At 61.9% G+C, this 14,530-nt stretch carries 15 protein-coding genes; 7 read left to right on the top strand and 8 right to left on the bottom strand.

Annotation, left to right across the window (positions count from 1 at the left end; translation table 11 throughout):
* Positions 1–84 precede the first annotated feature (84 nt).
* Positions 85–732, top strand: a complete 648-nt coding sequence (locus FHR27_RS07375; protein ID WP_042552593.1) for a hypothetical protein — start codon at positions 85–87, stop codon at positions 730–732.
* Between the two features lie 11 nt (positions 733–743).
* Here FHR27_RS07375 and FHR27_RS07370 read toward each other — a convergent pair whose 3' ends face one another.
* The 4 genes from FHR27_RS07370 to FHR27_RS07355 all read right to left on the bottom strand — a co-directional run bounded on the left by FHR27_RS07370 (position 744) and on the right by FHR27_RS07355 (position 3,868).
* On the bottom strand, positions 744–1,511 hold the full coding sequence (locus FHR27_RS07370; RefSeq protein ID WP_179538191.1) for an SDR family oxidoreductase: 768 nt from the start codon (positions 1,509–1,511) through the stop codon (positions 744–746).
* A 24-nt stretch (positions 1,512–1,535) separates the two neighbouring features.
* Positions 1,536–2,603: a phosphotransferase family protein gene (locus tag FHR27_RS07365; protein WP_042552595.1), complete on the bottom strand. Its 1,068-nt coding sequence runs from the start codon at positions 2,601–2,603 to the stop codon at positions 1,536–1,538.
* Positions 2,604–2,800: 197 nt separating this feature from the next.
* The gene (locus FHR27_RS07360) at positions 2,801–3,112 is read right to left on the bottom strand and encodes an SCP2 sterol-binding domain-containing protein (protein WP_042552596.1); all 312 of its coding nucleotides are present in this window, start codon (positions 3,110–3,112) and stop codon (positions 2,801–2,803) included.
* Positions 3,113–3,169: 57 nt separating this feature from the next.
* Positions 3,170–3,868: a histidine phosphatase family protein gene (locus FHR27_RS07355; protein WP_179538190.1), complete on the bottom strand. Its 699-nt coding sequence runs from the start codon at positions 3,866–3,868 to the stop codon at positions 3,170–3,172.
* A gap of 209 nt (positions 3,869–4,077) precedes the next feature.
* On the opposite strand from FHR27_RS07355, the gene sohB reads away from it, so the two are divergent.
* Positions 4,078–5,097 (top strand): protease SohB, encoded by a 1,020-nt coding sequence (sohB, locus tag FHR27_RS07350; protein WP_042552598.1) that lies wholly within the window; start codon positions 4,078–4,080, stop codon positions 5,095–5,097.
* Between the two features lie 37 nt (positions 5,098–5,134).
* Positions 5,135–6,127 (top strand): YhdH/YhfP family quinone oxidoreductase, encoded by a 993-nt coding sequence (locus FHR27_RS07345; RefSeq protein ID WP_042552599.1) that lies wholly within the window; start codon positions 5,135–5,137, stop codon positions 6,125–6,127.
* Positions 6,128–6,266: 139 nt separating this feature from the next.
* Here the strand turns inward: FHR27_RS07345 and FHR27_RS07340 are convergent, their stop codons facing one another.
* Complete coding sequence (locus FHR27_RS07340; protein ID WP_179538189.1) at positions 6,267–8,645, bottom strand: catalase; 2,379 nt, start codon at positions 8,643–8,645, stop codon at positions 6,267–6,269.
* Between the two features lie 245 nt (positions 8,646–8,890).
* On the opposite strand from FHR27_RS07340, the gene FHR27_RS07335 reads away from it, so the two are divergent.
* Positions 8,891–9,109 carry a hypothetical protein gene (locus tag FHR27_RS07335; protein WP_042552601.1) on the top strand — a complete coding sequence of 73 codons (219 nt, stop codon included), beginning with the start codon at positions 8,891–8,893 and terminating at the stop codon, positions 9,107–9,109.
* Between the two features lie 50 nt (positions 9,110–9,159).
* On the opposite strand, the gene FHR27_RS07330 is transcribed toward FHR27_RS07335, so the two are convergent.
* Together FHR27_RS07330 and FHR27_RS07325 are read right to left on the bottom strand one after the other, a co-directional pair.
* Positions 9,160–9,657 (bottom strand): DUF934 domain-containing protein, encoded by a 498-nt coding sequence (locus FHR27_RS07330; RefSeq protein WP_179538188.1) that lies wholly within the window; start codon positions 9,655–9,657, stop codon positions 9,160–9,162.
* The gene (locus FHR27_RS07325) at positions 9,641–11,299 is read right to left on the bottom strand and encodes a nitrite/sulfite reductase (protein ID WP_179538187.1); all 1,659 of its coding nucleotides are present in this window, start codon (positions 11,297–11,299) and stop codon (positions 9,641–9,643) included. The genes FHR27_RS07330 and FHR27_RS07325 overlap by 17 nt, the downstream gene beginning before the upstream one ends.
* A 634-nt stretch (positions 11,300–11,933) precedes the next feature.
* On the opposite strand from FHR27_RS07325, the gene FHR27_RS07320 reads away from it, so the two are divergent.
* The 3 genes from FHR27_RS07320 (at position 11,934) to FHR27_RS07310 (ending at position 14,056) form a co-directional block, all read left to right on the top strand.
* Positions 11,934–12,860, top strand: a complete 927-nt coding sequence (locus FHR27_RS07320) for a ZIP family metal transporter (protein WP_042552604.1) — start codon at positions 11,934–11,936, stop codon at positions 12,858–12,860.
* Positions 12,861–13,003: 143 nt separating this feature from the next.
* Positions 13,004–13,714, top strand: a complete 711-nt coding sequence (locus FHR27_RS07315) for a substrate-binding periplasmic protein (RefSeq protein ID WP_042552605.1) — start codon at positions 13,004–13,006, stop codon at positions 13,712–13,714.
* Positions 13,715–13,753: 39 nt separating this feature from the next.
* The gene (locus tag FHR27_RS07310) at positions 13,754–14,056 is read left to right on the top strand and encodes a DUF1883 domain-containing protein (protein WP_042552606.1); all 303 of its coding nucleotides are present in this window, start codon (positions 13,754–13,756) and stop codon (positions 14,054–14,056) included.
* 38 nt (positions 14,057–14,094) lie between these two features.
* Here the strand turns inward: FHR27_RS07310 and FHR27_RS07305 are convergent, their stop codons facing one another.
* Positions 14,095–14,514 carry a hypothetical protein gene (locus FHR27_RS07305; protein ID WP_042552607.1) on the bottom strand — a complete coding sequence of 140 codons (420 nt, stop codon included), beginning with the start codon at positions 14,512–14,514 and terminating at the stop codon, positions 14,095–14,097.
* Between the last annotated feature and the right edge of the window lie 16 nt (positions 14,515–14,530).

Below are 14,530 nucleotides of genomic sequence, written 5' to 3'. Positions count from 1 at the left end.
ATCCGATTGTGCGGTGTCGGCGCTATTCGCATGCGAATGCGCTGCGCATAATGCCGACATTTTCACGTACAAGGAATTGATTCCATGCAGTACAACGGTCTTGCCTGGGCGACGGCTCTGCTGGCGTTGCTGGTGCTCTTCGTCGCGGTGCGTATCCTGTTCGGCGGGCGCTGGTTCCTGGCCTGGCTACGCGGCACCTGCGGGCTGGTATTTCTGCTCGCCGCAGTGCTGGTCGGGCTGGTGGCCTACGACCTGAGCCGTTACGAACCATGGCCGGCGGACAAGCCACTGCTGACCCTGAGTTTTCATCGTGCGGGCAATGTCTATCAGGTCGATATCACCGAGGGCGCTGCCCAGCGCAGCGTCAATCTGGAGGGCGACCTGTGGCAGCTGGATGCGCGCCTGTTGCAATGGAAGGGGCTGGCGGACCTGATCGGCCTCGAGCCGGGCTATCGCCTGGAGAAGCTCAACAGCCGTTTCCTGGCCATCGAGCAGCAGAGCCAGGCTCGCTACACCCAGGTGGAGCTGACCCAGAGCCTGTATGGCGTCGATCTGTGGCGCTGGCTGCGCCTGGGCCAGCATGATCTGTTCATGTTCGATGCCCAGGCCCGCCGTGTAACCTATCTGCCGATGGCCGATGGGGCGGTATTCAACATCAGCCTGACGCCTACCGGGTTGCTGGCCCAGCCGATGAACCAGGCCGCCCACCAGGCGCTGCAGGACTGGCAGTAAGGCGCGTAGCCTCAGGACAGGAAGCCACCGTCGACATTCAGCGACACCCCGGTGGTGTAACTCGACGCGTCGCTGGCCAGGTAGAGCACCGCGCCGGCCATTTCGCTCGGGTCGGCGACGCGCTTGAGCGGAATGCGCTGCAGGGCGAAGTTGAGGATCGTCTCGTTCTTGGTCAGCGCCGAGGCGAAGCGGGTATCGGTGAGCCCGGGGAGCAGGGCGTTGCAACGGATGCCGAACTGCGCGCATTCCTTGGCGAACACCTTGGTCATGCTGATAACGGCAGCCTTGGTGACCGAATAGATGCCCTGGAACTCACCCGGTGATACGCCGTTGATCGATGCCACGTTGATGATGCTGCCGCCGCCGCTTTCCTTCATCAGCTTGCCGCCTTCGATGGACATGAAGTAGTAGCCACGGATATTCACGTCGACCGTCTTCTGGAAGGCGCCGAGATCGGTATCCAGCACGTTGCAGAATTGCGGGTTGGTCGCGGCGTTGTTGACCAGAATGTCGAGGCGGCCGAAGCGCTCGCGGATTTGTGCGAATACCGCCTGGATCTGCTCCATCTCGCCAATGTGGCAAGCCATCGCCACTGCCTTGCCACCTTTGGCAATGATGGCATCCGCCACCGTCTGGCAGTCGTCCAGCTTGCGGCTGGCGACGATCACCTGGGCGCCTTGCTGGGCCAGCAGATGGGCGATCGCTTCACCGATCCCGCGGCTGGCACCGGATACGAAGGCGATCTTGCCATCGAGGTCGAACAACTGGGTCTTGGACATGTGAGCCTCTCTGAATGGGTGACGTCAAAGTGACGAGCGAGCGATGACCCCAAGAGCCATCTGTTCCAGCAATGCGTTCATCTGCACGAATGAGGCGAAGCGCTTGTCGGCGGTCTGACCGTGGTAGTAGCGGTAATAGATCTGCTGAACGATTCCGGCGAGGCGGAACAGGCCGTAGATGTAATAGAAGTCGAAGCACTCGATCTCGATGCCGGCGCGTTGCGCGTAGTAATCGACGAAGGCCTGGCGAGTCAGCATGCCGGGGGCATTGCTCGGCTGGCGGCGCATCATCTGCACGGCGGGTGGGTCGTCTGCCTCGATCCAGTAGGCGAGGGTGTTGCCCAGATCCATCAGCGGGTCGCCCAGGGTGGTAAGTTCCCAGTCGAGCACGCCGATGATGCGCATGGGATCCTGAGGATCGAGAATCACATTGTCGAAGCGATAGTCGTTGTGCACGATTGCCGGTTGCGGGTGGTCGGCCGGCATCTTCTCCTGCAACCAGCGCCTGACCTCTTGCCAGAGCGGTGCGTCGGGTGTCAGGGCGTTATCGTAGCGCTCGCTCCAGCCACTGATCTGCCGCGCCACGTAGCCGTCCGGCTTGCCGAGATCGGCCAGGCCGCAGGCGGCGTAATCGACCTGATGGAGTTCCACGAGACGGTCGATGAAGCTCTCGCACAGGGTGGTGGTCTGCGCAGGCGTGAACTGCAGCTCGGCAGGCAGATCGGCGCGCAGGATGATGCCCTCGACCCGCTCCATGACGTAGAACTCGGCGCCGATGACCGACGGATCGGTGCAGTGCACGAAGGCTTGTGGGCAATAGGGGAAGGCGTCACGGAGCCTGTTGAGAATGCGGAATTCGCGGCCCATGTCATGGGCCGACTTCGCCTTGCTGCCAAACGGCGGGCGACGCAGCACCAGTTCCCGATCGGCATAGCGCAGCAGGTAGGTCAGGTTCGAGGCGCCGCCGGGAAACTGGCTGATTTGCGGTGTGCCGCTCAAACCATGCATATGCGCCTTGAGATAGACGTCGATGGCAGTGGCGTCGAGTTCCTCGCCCTGGCGAATGGCACTGGATCGGTCGGTGAGTGTCATCCCTATCCCTTTCTAGTTGTCGTTGGCGGTGATGATCTGGCCAATCTAATCAGCCCGGCCCGGGGCCACAAGCACATCACCGGCTTATCGATATGGCTGTTGGTAGCGGATCAAGGCCGCTGATGCGTCCCTGGCAGACGAAAAAAAACCGGAATCGCAAGACTCCGGTTTTGGCTGCCGAACCTGTCGCTGCGGTCTCAGACCGGGAACAGTTCGCTCAGCTTGAGCGCCAGCATCATGTCGCCCTCGGCGCGCAGCTTGCCGGCCATGAATGCCTGCATGCCGTCGGTTTCACCGGTGGTGATGCCCTTGAAGGTTTCCTTGTCCATGATCAGCGTGACGTTGGCGTCCGGGCTGTCGCCCTGTTTGACGTCGCAGGTACCGTCCTTGACGATCAGGTAGTGGTTGTCGGCATCTTCGATATTGAACTGGAAGACCAGGTCCAGGCCTTCGGCGGCGCTGGGGTTGAACTTGGCCTGCATGGTTTGGACGATGTCTGCGACGCTCATGGTGGTTTCCTTTGTTTTCGGGGTGTTCTGCACCCTCGCGGGTACGTTGACCGAAGCTCAGCGATAGGTGATGAGCGACGGTGTATTCAACAGCTGCAAATGGGCGTGGCTGTTGAACGAAGCCAGGGTCACCCGCTCGCCCTGAAACTTCAGGCAGCTTAGCGAGGTGTTGACGATTTGCCAGTTCATCGCGAAGGCACTGGCGACCGGCATGCCGGTCAGCAGGTGCAGCAACGCGGTGATGGTGCCGCCGGAGGTGAACACGGCGATTTTCTCTCTGGATGTTGTACTGCCGAGCAGGCGCTGCAAGCCGCCGTCCACCTGATCGACGAAAGCCTGCCAGCTTTGCAGCGCCGGGGCGTCGTAATCGCCACCTATCCAGGTTTCCAGCAGCCGCACGAACAGGCGCTGGAATTCGGCGCGGTTGTGCGCGGCGTCACGCATGATCTCGACGGCCTTCGGCTCATGGGGTAGCAGTGCCGGGAGCAGGGCGCGGATAACGCCCTCTGCATCGAATTCGTTGAATGCCGGATCGGTTTCCAGCGCAGGAGCCTGCTCCAGTTGTTCGAGTACCAACCGCCCGGTGTGGGACTGGCGTAGCAGGTTGCCGCTGATCGCCCGATCAAGACGTAGCCCGGTTTGCGCCAGGTGGCTGCCAAGCAGGCTGGACTGCTGCGCGCCCAAGGGCGAGAGAACGTCGTAATCCTCTGCACCGAACGAAGCCTGGCCATGTCGAATCAGGTAGATGCTGCCCACGTCCGCTGCAACCCGGGAACCTTGAATGTTTGCCGAGGGTAGGAGGGTGGCCCGAGGCTGTCAACGAAAATTCATACGTTTGTTTGAATTCGTATGGCATGCATCCGTTGAAAGCCGCGAAGCTGTCTGGCCGTGCCCAGGTGGCGCCGGTATGCTTGGGTAACGCAAGGTCTCTATGAGAGGCCATCGATTGGATAGAGGGGAAGTGTGTGGAGTTTCTTGCTGATTACGCAGGGTTTCTGGCCAAGACGGTCACGCTGGTGGTGGCCTTCATCGTCGTACTGGTCGCCCTCGTCGCAGTGCGCAGCCGTGGTCGCCGTGGTGGTGGCCAACTGCAGGTGGTCAAACTCAACGATTTCTACAAGGCACTGCGTCAGCGCCTGGAGCAGTCGATCCTCGACAAGGATCAACTCAAGGCCCTGAGCAAGGAGGAAGCCAAGTCGGCCAAACTTGCCAAGAAGAAGCCGCAGCAGAAGTCCCGGGTTTACGTGTTGGATTTCGATGGCGACATCAAGGCCTCGGCGACCGATGGCCTGCGTCACGAAATCACCGCGCTGCTGAGCCTGGCCACGCCTCAGGATGAGGTCGTGCTGCGCCTGGAAAGTGGCGGCGGCATGGTACACAGCTACGGGCTGGCATCCTCGCAGCTGGCGCGTATCCGCCAGGCCGGCGTGCCGCTGACGGTGTGCATCGACAAGGTCGCGGCCAGCGGCGGCTACATGATGGCCTGCATTGGCGAGAAGATCATTTCCGCACCCTTCGCCATCCTCGGTTCCATCGGCGTGGTCGCCCAGTTGCCGAACGTCAATCGCCTGCTGAAGAAGCACGATATCGACTTCGAGGTGCTGACCGCTGGCGAATACAAGCGCACCCTCACGGTGTTCGGCGAAAATACCGAAAAGGGCCGGGAGAAGTTTCAGGAAGACCTGGAAACCACCCACGAGCTGTTCAAGAACTTCGTCGCTCGCTACCGCCCACAGCTGGAGATCGATGAAATTGCCACCGGCGAAGTCTGGCTGGGCATGGCTGCACTGGAAAAACAGCTGGTCGATGAGCTGAAAACCAGTGACGAGTACCTGGCCGAGCGTGCCCGCGACGCCGATCTGTTCCAACTGCACTTCGTGCAGAAGAAATCCCTGCAGGAGCGTGTCGGTCTGGCTGCCAGCGTGGCGCTGGATCGCTTTGCACTGACCTGGCTAGGCCGTCTCGGTCAGCAACGCTTCTGGTAACCGCTACGTTCCGCCAAGGCGGATGAAGGAGGTTTGGATGACGAGTTTTTTCGCTCTACAGGCAGCCCCGGATGCAAGTGGCACCTTCGCCCAGCAGGTGGTCGAGCGCGATGTCGCCGACTTGCCGGCGGGCGAGCTGCTGATCCGCGTTCAGTACTCTTCTCTCAACTTCAAGGACGCGCTCTCGGCCAGTGGGCAGCGGGGTGTCAGCCGTCATTACCCGCATACCCCGGGCATCGATGCGGCGGGTGTGGTGGAGCATTCCAGCGCCGCGGAATTCAACGAGGGCGACGAGGTGATCGTCACCGGCTACGACCTCGGCATGAATACCGCTGGCGGTTTTGGCCAATACATCCGTATTCCCGCCGGCTGGGCGATCAAGCGGCCCCAGGGGCTGTCACTGCGTGAATCGATGATTCTCGGTACCGCAGGCCTGACTGCCGCCCTGTGCGTCGACAAGCTGGAACGTGCCGGTCTAGCCCCGGACGACGGTCCGGTGCTGGTGACTGGCGCTACGGGCGGTGTGGGCAGCATCGCGGTGATGTTGCTGAGCAAGCTGGGCTATCAGGTGACGGCGGCGACCGGCAAGGCGCAGGAAAGCGAACTGCTGACCCGCCTCGGTGCCACCCAGGTGATTCCGCGTCTCGAGCTGCAGGCAGGCTCCGATCGACCGCTGCTGCGCGAACAATGGAGCGGTGCGGTGGATACGGTCGGGGGCGACATCCTCTTCAACGTTCTCAAGGCCACCCAGTACGGCGGCAGCGTCGCTTGCTGCGGGCTGACTGCGGGCGTCGAATTTCAGGCCAGCGTGCTGCCCTTCATCCTGCGTGGTGTGAATCTGCTGGGCGTCGACTCGGTCGAGCTGCCACTGGTGGTCAAGGCATCGATGTGGGACAAGCTGTCGCTGCAGTGGAAACTGCCGAACCTCGATGATCTGGTCAGCGAAGTGGGGTTGGCGCAGTTGCCCGAGGCGATCGAGCGAATTCTGCAAGGTGGTCAGGTCGGGCGGATACTGGTCAGGCTGGACTGACGTCAGCGGCTTTGTGAACGAAGCGCCCGGTATCGCCGGGCGTTTTCATGTCAACTGCACTCTGGCGGGTTGCGTCGATCCGCGCCGCGGATCAGGGCAAAAAAAGCCCGGCGGGTGCCGGGCAAGGATGGTGCGGGTATCAGACTTGCGGTGGGTTGGTCTCGCGGGATGGGTGGCGGTGCTGGGCGATACCGGCGATCAGTTGATCGATGAGCGCCTGATCCGCACTGCTGCCTTCGTAGACCCCGGCAGGCGCGCTCTGCAGCGGCACATCGGCTTTCTCGAGCAACTGAGTGCCGGCACCGATGGCGAGAATGCTCTTGCCGTGGCGGAAGCTGTCACGCACGAACTCCAGCGCGCGCCCATCCGCTTGCAATGCGGTGCTGGCATCCTGGCCATCGGGTACCACCAGCGCATCGAAGAGCGGTGCCGGCTGGTTTTCCAGCGAGCAGTCGGCTTCGATGACACTGCCGTCAGCGGCGTTGAACGGACCTACCCGTGGGCCAACCAGGCGTACCACCGCGCCTTCGGCCTGCAGGGCGCTAGACACCGCTTGCAATGAAGTGGCGTCTACACCGGCAGCCAGAAGAATCGCCACCTGGCGGGTACGAATGCTGCCATCGCCTGGTCGTGCCAGCAGCGACAGGGCAGGAGAGTCCTCTATTTCAGCCGCTATGGGCTGCGGGTTGGCCTTTGGCAACGGCTCCGGCAATGGCATGCCGAGACCATCGGCGACGCCCTGGGCCAGGGTTTCCGAGATATTGCGCAGCATCGCCAGGGTACGGTTACGAATACCGGGCACAGTCACCTTGCTCAATTCGAAGCGCAGCGCATCGATGATGTGCTGTTGCTCGTGGTCCGCCTGGCTGTTGAAGAACAGGCTGGCCTGGTTGTAGTGCTCGGCGAACTTCTCTGGCTTGCCACGCACTTCGTCACCCTGAATCGGCTCGGGGAAGGGGACGAAGCCCATCTCGCCGTTCTGGAACGGGCAGCCACCCGCCAGGGAGTTCGGCTCGTAGGCCACCCGACCACGGTGGATGGTCTGCCGATGCATGCCGTCGCGTTGATTGTTGTGTACCGGCACAACCGGGGCATTGATCGGCAACTCCTGGAAGTTGGCACCACCCAGGCGAGTGATCTGGGTATCCACGTAGGAGTGGATGCGCCCGGCCAGCAGCGGGTCGTTGCTGAAGTCGATGCCTGGCACCACATGTGCGGTACAGAAGGCCACCTGCTCGGTTTCAGCGAAGAAATTGTCCGGGTTGCGGTTCAGTACCATGCGACCGATCGGGCGCACGGGTACCAGTTCCTCGGGAATCAGCTTGGTCGAGTCGAGAATGTCGAAACTGAAGGATTCCGCCTCGGCCTCGGAGATGACCTGTACGCCCAGCTCCCATTCCGGGTACTCGCCGGCCTCGATGGCTTCCCAGAGATCGCGGCGGTGGAAGTCCGGGTCGGCGCCGGAAATCTTCACCGCCTCGTCCCACACGTGGGAGTGGGTGCCGAGCTTCGGGCTCCAGTGGAATTTGACGAAGTGCGATTCCCCTGCGGCGTTGACGAAACGGAAGCTGTGCACGCCAAAGCCCTGCATCATCCGGTAGCTACGCGGGATGCCGCGGTCGGACATGACCCACATGATCATGTGCGCCGACTCCGGCATCAGCGAGATGAAATCCCAGAAAGTGTCATGGGCCGACGCTGCCTGCGGCATGCCGTGGTGGGGTTCGGGTTTGACCGCATGGACCAGGTCGGGAAACTTCATCGCGTCCTGAATGAAGAACACCGGGATGTTGTTGCCCACCAGATCCCAGTTGCCCTGGTCGGTGTAGAACTTCACCGCGAAACCACGGGCATCACGGGCGGTGTCCTTGGAGCCACGCTCGCCGGCCACGGTGGAGAAACGCACGAAGACCGGAGTCTGCTTGCCGGCTTCGGCGAACAGCGAGGCGCAGGTCAGGTCCTGCAGCGAATCGTAGCTCTCGAAGTAGCCGTGGGCTGCCGAGCCGCGAGCGTGGACGATGCGCTCCGGAATCCGCTCATGGTCGAAATGGGTGATCTTCTCGCGGAGGATGAAGTCCTTGAGCAGCGCCGGGCCACGCAGCCCCGCCTTGAGCGAGCTCTGATTGTCCGCGATGGGCACGCCGAGGTTGGTGGTCATGCCCTGGCCGCCGCTGTCGGCACGGACTCTCGGCAAATGGCCACTGGCGGCATTGACGCCCTGTTCGGGCGCGTCACCGGTCTTCTCGTTGGTATTGGTCTCGCTGACGGTGCTGGCGCCCACGCTGAAGGGGCAGCCGACCGCAGCGCCCTGGCGCGGCTTGCTGGAGGCCTCACCGTATTCATCGGCCTTGTTGGCGTTGTGCGGCATGGCGTCGACGGTTTCGCCGGTGGCACGCTTCTGTTCGATGACTGCCTTGCCGGTTCCGGCAGGCGGCGCCGCAGCGGCGGCGCTATCGCTTTTCAGATAGGCGCTGTCGGCGGCGGAGGATTTCGGGGTGGAGGTTTTGCGCGAAGCCATTTGCTTTATCCTCATCAGGGCTGCCACGCATCGGTTGTGCGCAGCTAATTGCAGACAAGGGCCGCCGAGCGATTTGTAGTAGTTGCTCTGGCTCGACGCCCATGGCCTTGGTAGGCCTATGGGTACGAATGACCTGACGCGAGTTAGGTTCAGGGTAAAGTCCTCAACGGTCACCGGCCTTGTGCCACCTTGGAGAGGATGCAACGATGCCCCCCGCACGATTATTCACCGATACAGGAAATACCATGGATACGATGGCGGTTACGATCGAGGACTGGGATGGCGACGGTGCCATACGGCTGCCCGATGAGGCGTTGCAGGAACTTGGCGTCGACGTGGGTGACAGGCTCTATCTTCTGGAGACCCTGGTGGGCAACCAGAAAGCCTTCATCCTCTCCAGGCAACCGCAGATTCCCGAACGAATCGATGAGCTGGCCGAGCAGTTCGGCAAGCTGGATCGGTAGGGCGGACAGCGCCCAGAAAAAAGCCCCGCCGATTGGCGGGGCTTCTGGTTTCAGGCGCGGCGCCTGAACAGAGGTACCGGCTGGTCGCTGGAGGCCTGATAGACCTCGGCGAACTCCTCGAAGGCTTTCAGCGCGTCTTCGGGGTCCTTGTCTTCGCGCAGGGCGAAGGCATCGAAGCCACAGCGCTTGAGCGCCCACAGCTGGTCACGCAGCACATCACCGATGGCGCGCAGTTCACCCTTGAAGCCGTAGCGGGTGCGTAACAGGTAGGCGGAGGAGGAGTGGCGACCATCGGTGAAGGCCGGGAAGTTCAGCGCGATGAGCTGAAAATCGTCCAGCGCATCGATGATGGACTCGATCTCTTCCTCGGCATCCAGCCACACGCCCAAGCCGCCGTCGCGCGCTTTGAGCGCGTTGCCATGCTCCAGCCAGAGTGCCAGCGGGACGATCAGGTCGTCGCAGTTGGACAGCTCTTCGAAGGTGGTTTCCTTCGGCAGCAGGTGCCAGCTTTCGTCGACGATCTGGCCGTTCTTAATGATTCGCTGCATATACGCGCTCCTTGAACGGGGCGACACCGATACGGCGGAAGGTGTCGAGGAAACTCTCTTCTTCGGTACGTTGTTCGACGTAGACGTTGACGATCTTGTCGATCACGTCCGGCATGTCGTCCTGAGCGAAGGACGGGCCGAGGATCTGCGCCAGGCTGGCGTCACGCCCGGCGCTGCCGCCGAGCGACACCTGGTAGAACTCCTGGCCTTTCTTGTCCACGCCGAGAATGCCGATGTGGCCCACGTGGTGGTGGCCGCAGGCATTCATGCAGCCGGAGATGTTCAGGTCGATGTTGCCGATGTCGAACAGGTAGTCGAGGTTGTCGAAGCGCCGCTGAATGGCTTCGGCGACCGGAATCGACTTGGCGTTGGCCAGGGAGCAGAAGTCGCCACCCGGGCAGCAGATGATATCGGTCAGCAGGCCCACGTTCGGCGTGGCGAAACCCTGCTCGCGCAGCTCGCCCCACAGGGTGAACAACTGCTCCTGCTCGACGTCCGCGAGAATGATGTTCTGGTTGTGGCTATTGCGCACCTCACCGAAGCTGTAACGGTCAGCCAGCTCGGCGATGGCCTCGAGCTGCTTGTCGGTCACGTCGCCCGGCGCTACGCCAGTCGGCTTGAGCGACAGCGTCACGGCGACGTACCCCGGCTTCTTGTGGGCGAAGGTGTTGCGCTCGCGCCAGCGGGCGAAGCCTGGATGCTCGGCGTCATGGCCTGAGAGGAGGGCGTCCTGATCCTGCAGCGCCTTGTAGGCCGGGTCGACGAAGTGAGCGGCGACGCGCGCCACCTCTGCATCGGTCAGGGTGGTCGGGCCGTCCTTGAGGTGCGCCCACTCGGCGTTCACGCGTTCGGCGAACACTTCGGGGGTCAGCGCCTTGACCAGGATCTTGATGCGCGCCTTGTACTTGTTGTCACGACGGCCATAGCGGTTGTACACACGCAGGATGGCGTCGAGATAGGAGAGCAAATGCTTCCACGGCAGGAATTCGTTGATGAAGCTGCCAACGATAGGGGTACGTCCGAGACCGCCGCCCACTGCTACGCGGAAGCCCAGCTCACCGGCTTCGTTGTTCACCGCTTCCAGGCCGATGTCGTGCACTTCGATGGCCGCACGGTCACTGGTCGAGCCATTGACGGCAATCTTGAACTTGCGTGGCAGATGGCTGAACTCGGGATGGAACGTCGACCACTGACGGATGATCTCGCACCAGGGGCGTGGATCGATCAGTTCGTCCTTGGCAACACCGGCGAACTGGTCGGTGGTGGTGTTACGGATGCAGTTGCCGCTGGTCTGGATCGCGTGCATCTGCACGGTAGCCAGTTCGGCGAGAATCTCAGGCACGTCTTCCAGCTCCGGCCAGTTGAACTGGACGTTCTGACGGGTGCTGATGTGGGCATAGCCCTTGTCGTAATCGCGGGCGATCTGTGCCAGCTTGCGCACCTGCGTGGAAGACAGCAGGCCGTAGGGGACGGCGACGCGCAGCATGGGCGCGAAACGCTGAATGTACAGACCGTTCTGCAAGCGCAACGGACGGAATTCTTCACCGCTCAGTTCGCCACTGAGATACCGGCGGGTTTGATCGCGGAACTGCTTGACGCGGTCCTCGACGATTTGTTGGTCGTACTGGTCGTATACGTACATGGAGAATCCTGTTATCAGGCTGCTTGCCAGATCGGTGAAAGGCTACTGCGCGCAGCTGTGCGGTATTGGAATCGGCGTCGCGACGGTTAACCGTCCGTTTACTGATTCCGTTCCTGGCTAGCCGTCGCTCGCAACGTTCTCGATGACCTGTTACAGCAAATCTGCGCGCACGGCCGCGCACTCCAGGCGGAGCCGGGGGAAGATACCAGTTCAGGTTTATGCGCAAAAGTGACGTTTTAATATATGAAAAGAACTTTTGGTACTAAGCAACAGTGCATGCATAACTGCACGGGGCGAGCCAGCACCGGGGCCGGGCCGAATCGCTCGCCCTGGTCGGGCGCCACTCGGGAATGGTTCGCAATAGCCCGATAAAACAAGCGCTTGCAGATCTGGCGAACAGACTGTCCGGTGACCCCGAGCAGCATGTCCATCGCCTGGGAGTCAGCAGATGCTGGCAACCGATGATCGGGTGGATGCCGATTCGATCATACGCCGACCCTGGCTTGAAGATAGTGCGCTGATCTCCGGTTAGACGGCCGGCATGCAACGTTAAGATGAAACGCCGCGGATCATCGGGCTGTCGCAGCTATCAAGTGGATATCAACGTCTTCGTTCATTCGGTCAGAGGGGTTACATGCAAACGCTTTCGCAGCCCACCAGTTTTCTGCAGGCCTGGCTCACTCAGGTGCGGGCATCGCCCTGGGTCGCCGCCGGGCTCGCGGTTGCCCTGCTGGTCGTGCTCTGGTTACTGATAAGCAGCCTTTTCAACGTATACGAAGACGGGCACCCCGAGCGTGTGCGTCATGCGCTATACGGTGGCGGAGCTGGCTTCGCCGCCACCGCCCTGGGGGCGTTGGCGGCGCTGGCGCTTGGCACCATCAGCGTAAGAACCCAGGACAGCCTGCTTGGCTTCGCCGCGGGCATGATGCTCGCCGCCAGTTCCTTCTCGCTGATCATCCCGGGCCTGGAGGCTGCCGAAAGCATCACCGGCAGCGGCATGCTCGGCGCCGCCACCGTGGTGGTCGGCTTGGCCCTTGGTGTCCTGCTGATGCTGGGCCTCGATCACTTCACCCCGCACGAGCACGAGAGTACCGGGCCGCTCGGGCCGCAGAGCGAACGCTTGAACCGCGTATGGCTATTCGTCTTCGCCATCACCTTGCACAACCTGCCGGAAGGTATGGCGGTTGGTGTCGGTTTCGCCGGCGACGACATGAAGGTGGGGATTCCTCTGGCCACCGCCATTGCCATTCAGGATATTCCCGAAGGCCTTGCGGTCGCCCTGGCGCTGCGTACCACCGGCCTTTCGGCCTGGCAGGCGGCGCTGATCGCGGCGGCCAGTGGACTGATGGAGCCACTGGGGGCTCTGGTTGGCGTTGGCATGTCCAGCAGCTATGCGCTCGCCTATCCGATCGGCCTGGGGCTGGCTGCGGGGGCCATGCTGTTCGTGGTGTCCCATGAAATCATCCCGGAAACCCATCGCAACGGTCATCAGACGCCTGCGACACTCGGATTGATGGGCGGATTTGCTGTGATGATGTTCCTGGATACGGCACTGGGCTGATTGGCGTTTCTGCGCACCTGATGCACACTGCAGCCGAGCGGTCGGATAGGGGGGCGCGTGTGCGGATAAGTGATGTGAGGGCGCGCTGTCTCCGGGCTGGCTGCGCACTCCTGGTTGTCGGTGCGCTATGGGGTACAGGCAGCGTGCAAGCCGAGCCGTTGAATATCTATGTCGGTCAGGGGCAGATGCCATTCGCCGATGGCGTGGCCGACCGAGCGGGGCTGTTTGGCGATCTGATGCGGGAATTGTGCGCTCGTACCGAGCAACAATGCGTTTTTCGCAGCGTACCCTGGCGCCGGGTGTTGAGCGAGGCGAGCGACGATGAGCACGGCATCGTGCTGAACCTCGGGCGTACTGCCGAGCGTGAGGGCGATTTCGCCTGGCTGCTCGACGTGCTGCCCACTCCCTACGTGCTGGCCAGCGTCGATCACCCTTACAACAGCCTGGCCGAGGCGCTGAAGGCTGGCCCGGTAGCGGTCATGGGGGGGACACCCAGAGCCAACGATATCAATGCCATTCGTACCTCGGGGCAACGGGTCGTCGAAGTCACCGATCCACAGCAGGCTGCTCAGCTGCTGCACAGCGGCCGGGTGGTCGCCTGGTTCGAGATCGACCTGCGTGCGCTGTATCTGTGGCGTGAGTTGGGGTACGAGGCGCCGCTGTTATTCGGCAAGCCACTCAGCCAGACGCGCAGCCATATCGCCGCCAGCCTCAGGTTCGATGGCGCGCAAGCCTTGCGCCAGAGAATGAGCGACGCCTTCGCGCAAATGCGCAGCGACGGCAGTTGGCAGCGCATATTGGCGAGCTATCTGGGCCTGGAAAAGTCACAGACTTTGCTGTCGGACGGCTGGTGAGTCATGCTATCGCCCTGAAAACACCGCGTGGAGCGCCTGATGAAGTTCATACACCAGCGCGAGCACCTCAACGAAGACGACCTGGTCGTCATCGAATGCTCGCAACCCTGCAATATCCGCCTGATGAGCGACGCGAATTTTCGCAGCTTCAAGAATGGTGGCCGGCATACCTATCACGGCGGGGCTTTCGATAAATTCCCGGCAAAGATCACCGTGCCCAGCAGTGGTTTCTGGAATATCACCATCGATACCGTGACCCGCAAGGCGATCAGCGTCACCCGCAAGCCGACGCTGAAGCATTCCATCAAGATCGTGCGCCGCTCGTCTTCCGATCTGTCCTGATACCGCCAGGTCTCGCCATGCAGCCTGGCGGCGAGGCCCTAAATCACGCTGGTATTGAAGCCTTCCTCGATAAGCAGTTCACCCGTGGCGGGCGTGAAGCTGCAGATAACTTCCAGCCCGAGATAATCGGCCGACTCGTGAGCGTCCTCTTCGAGGCAGCGGATCTGGATCCACAGTTGGTAGTCACCGTCATCGCGATAGCCTTCGAACGTTTGCGAGCCAATGTAGTACTGGCCCGATAGACGGCTGCGGCTGGGGAATTGCTCCTCATCGCCAAAGCACTGCCGAGGGTCGTTGACGAACGCATTGATGCGCTCGTCCAGGCTGGCGTGAATCCGCTCCAGCAGCGGCTCGAAAGCCCGCTGGCTGGCCTCGCCATCATCGCCGAGGTAGTCGGTCACGTGGCGTGCGTAGTCGGGAGCCCAGTGCGGCGGGTCGATGCGGGTCATCTTCAGCACGTGGGCTTCTCCTTGA

This window comes from Pseudomonas flavescens (genome assembly GCF_013408425.1).
GTDB lineage: Bacteria > Pseudomonadota > Gammaproteobacteria > Pseudomonadales > Pseudomonadaceae > Aquipseudomonas > Aquipseudomonas fulva_A.
This window is presented reverse-complemented; position numbering and strand designations above follow the sequence as displayed.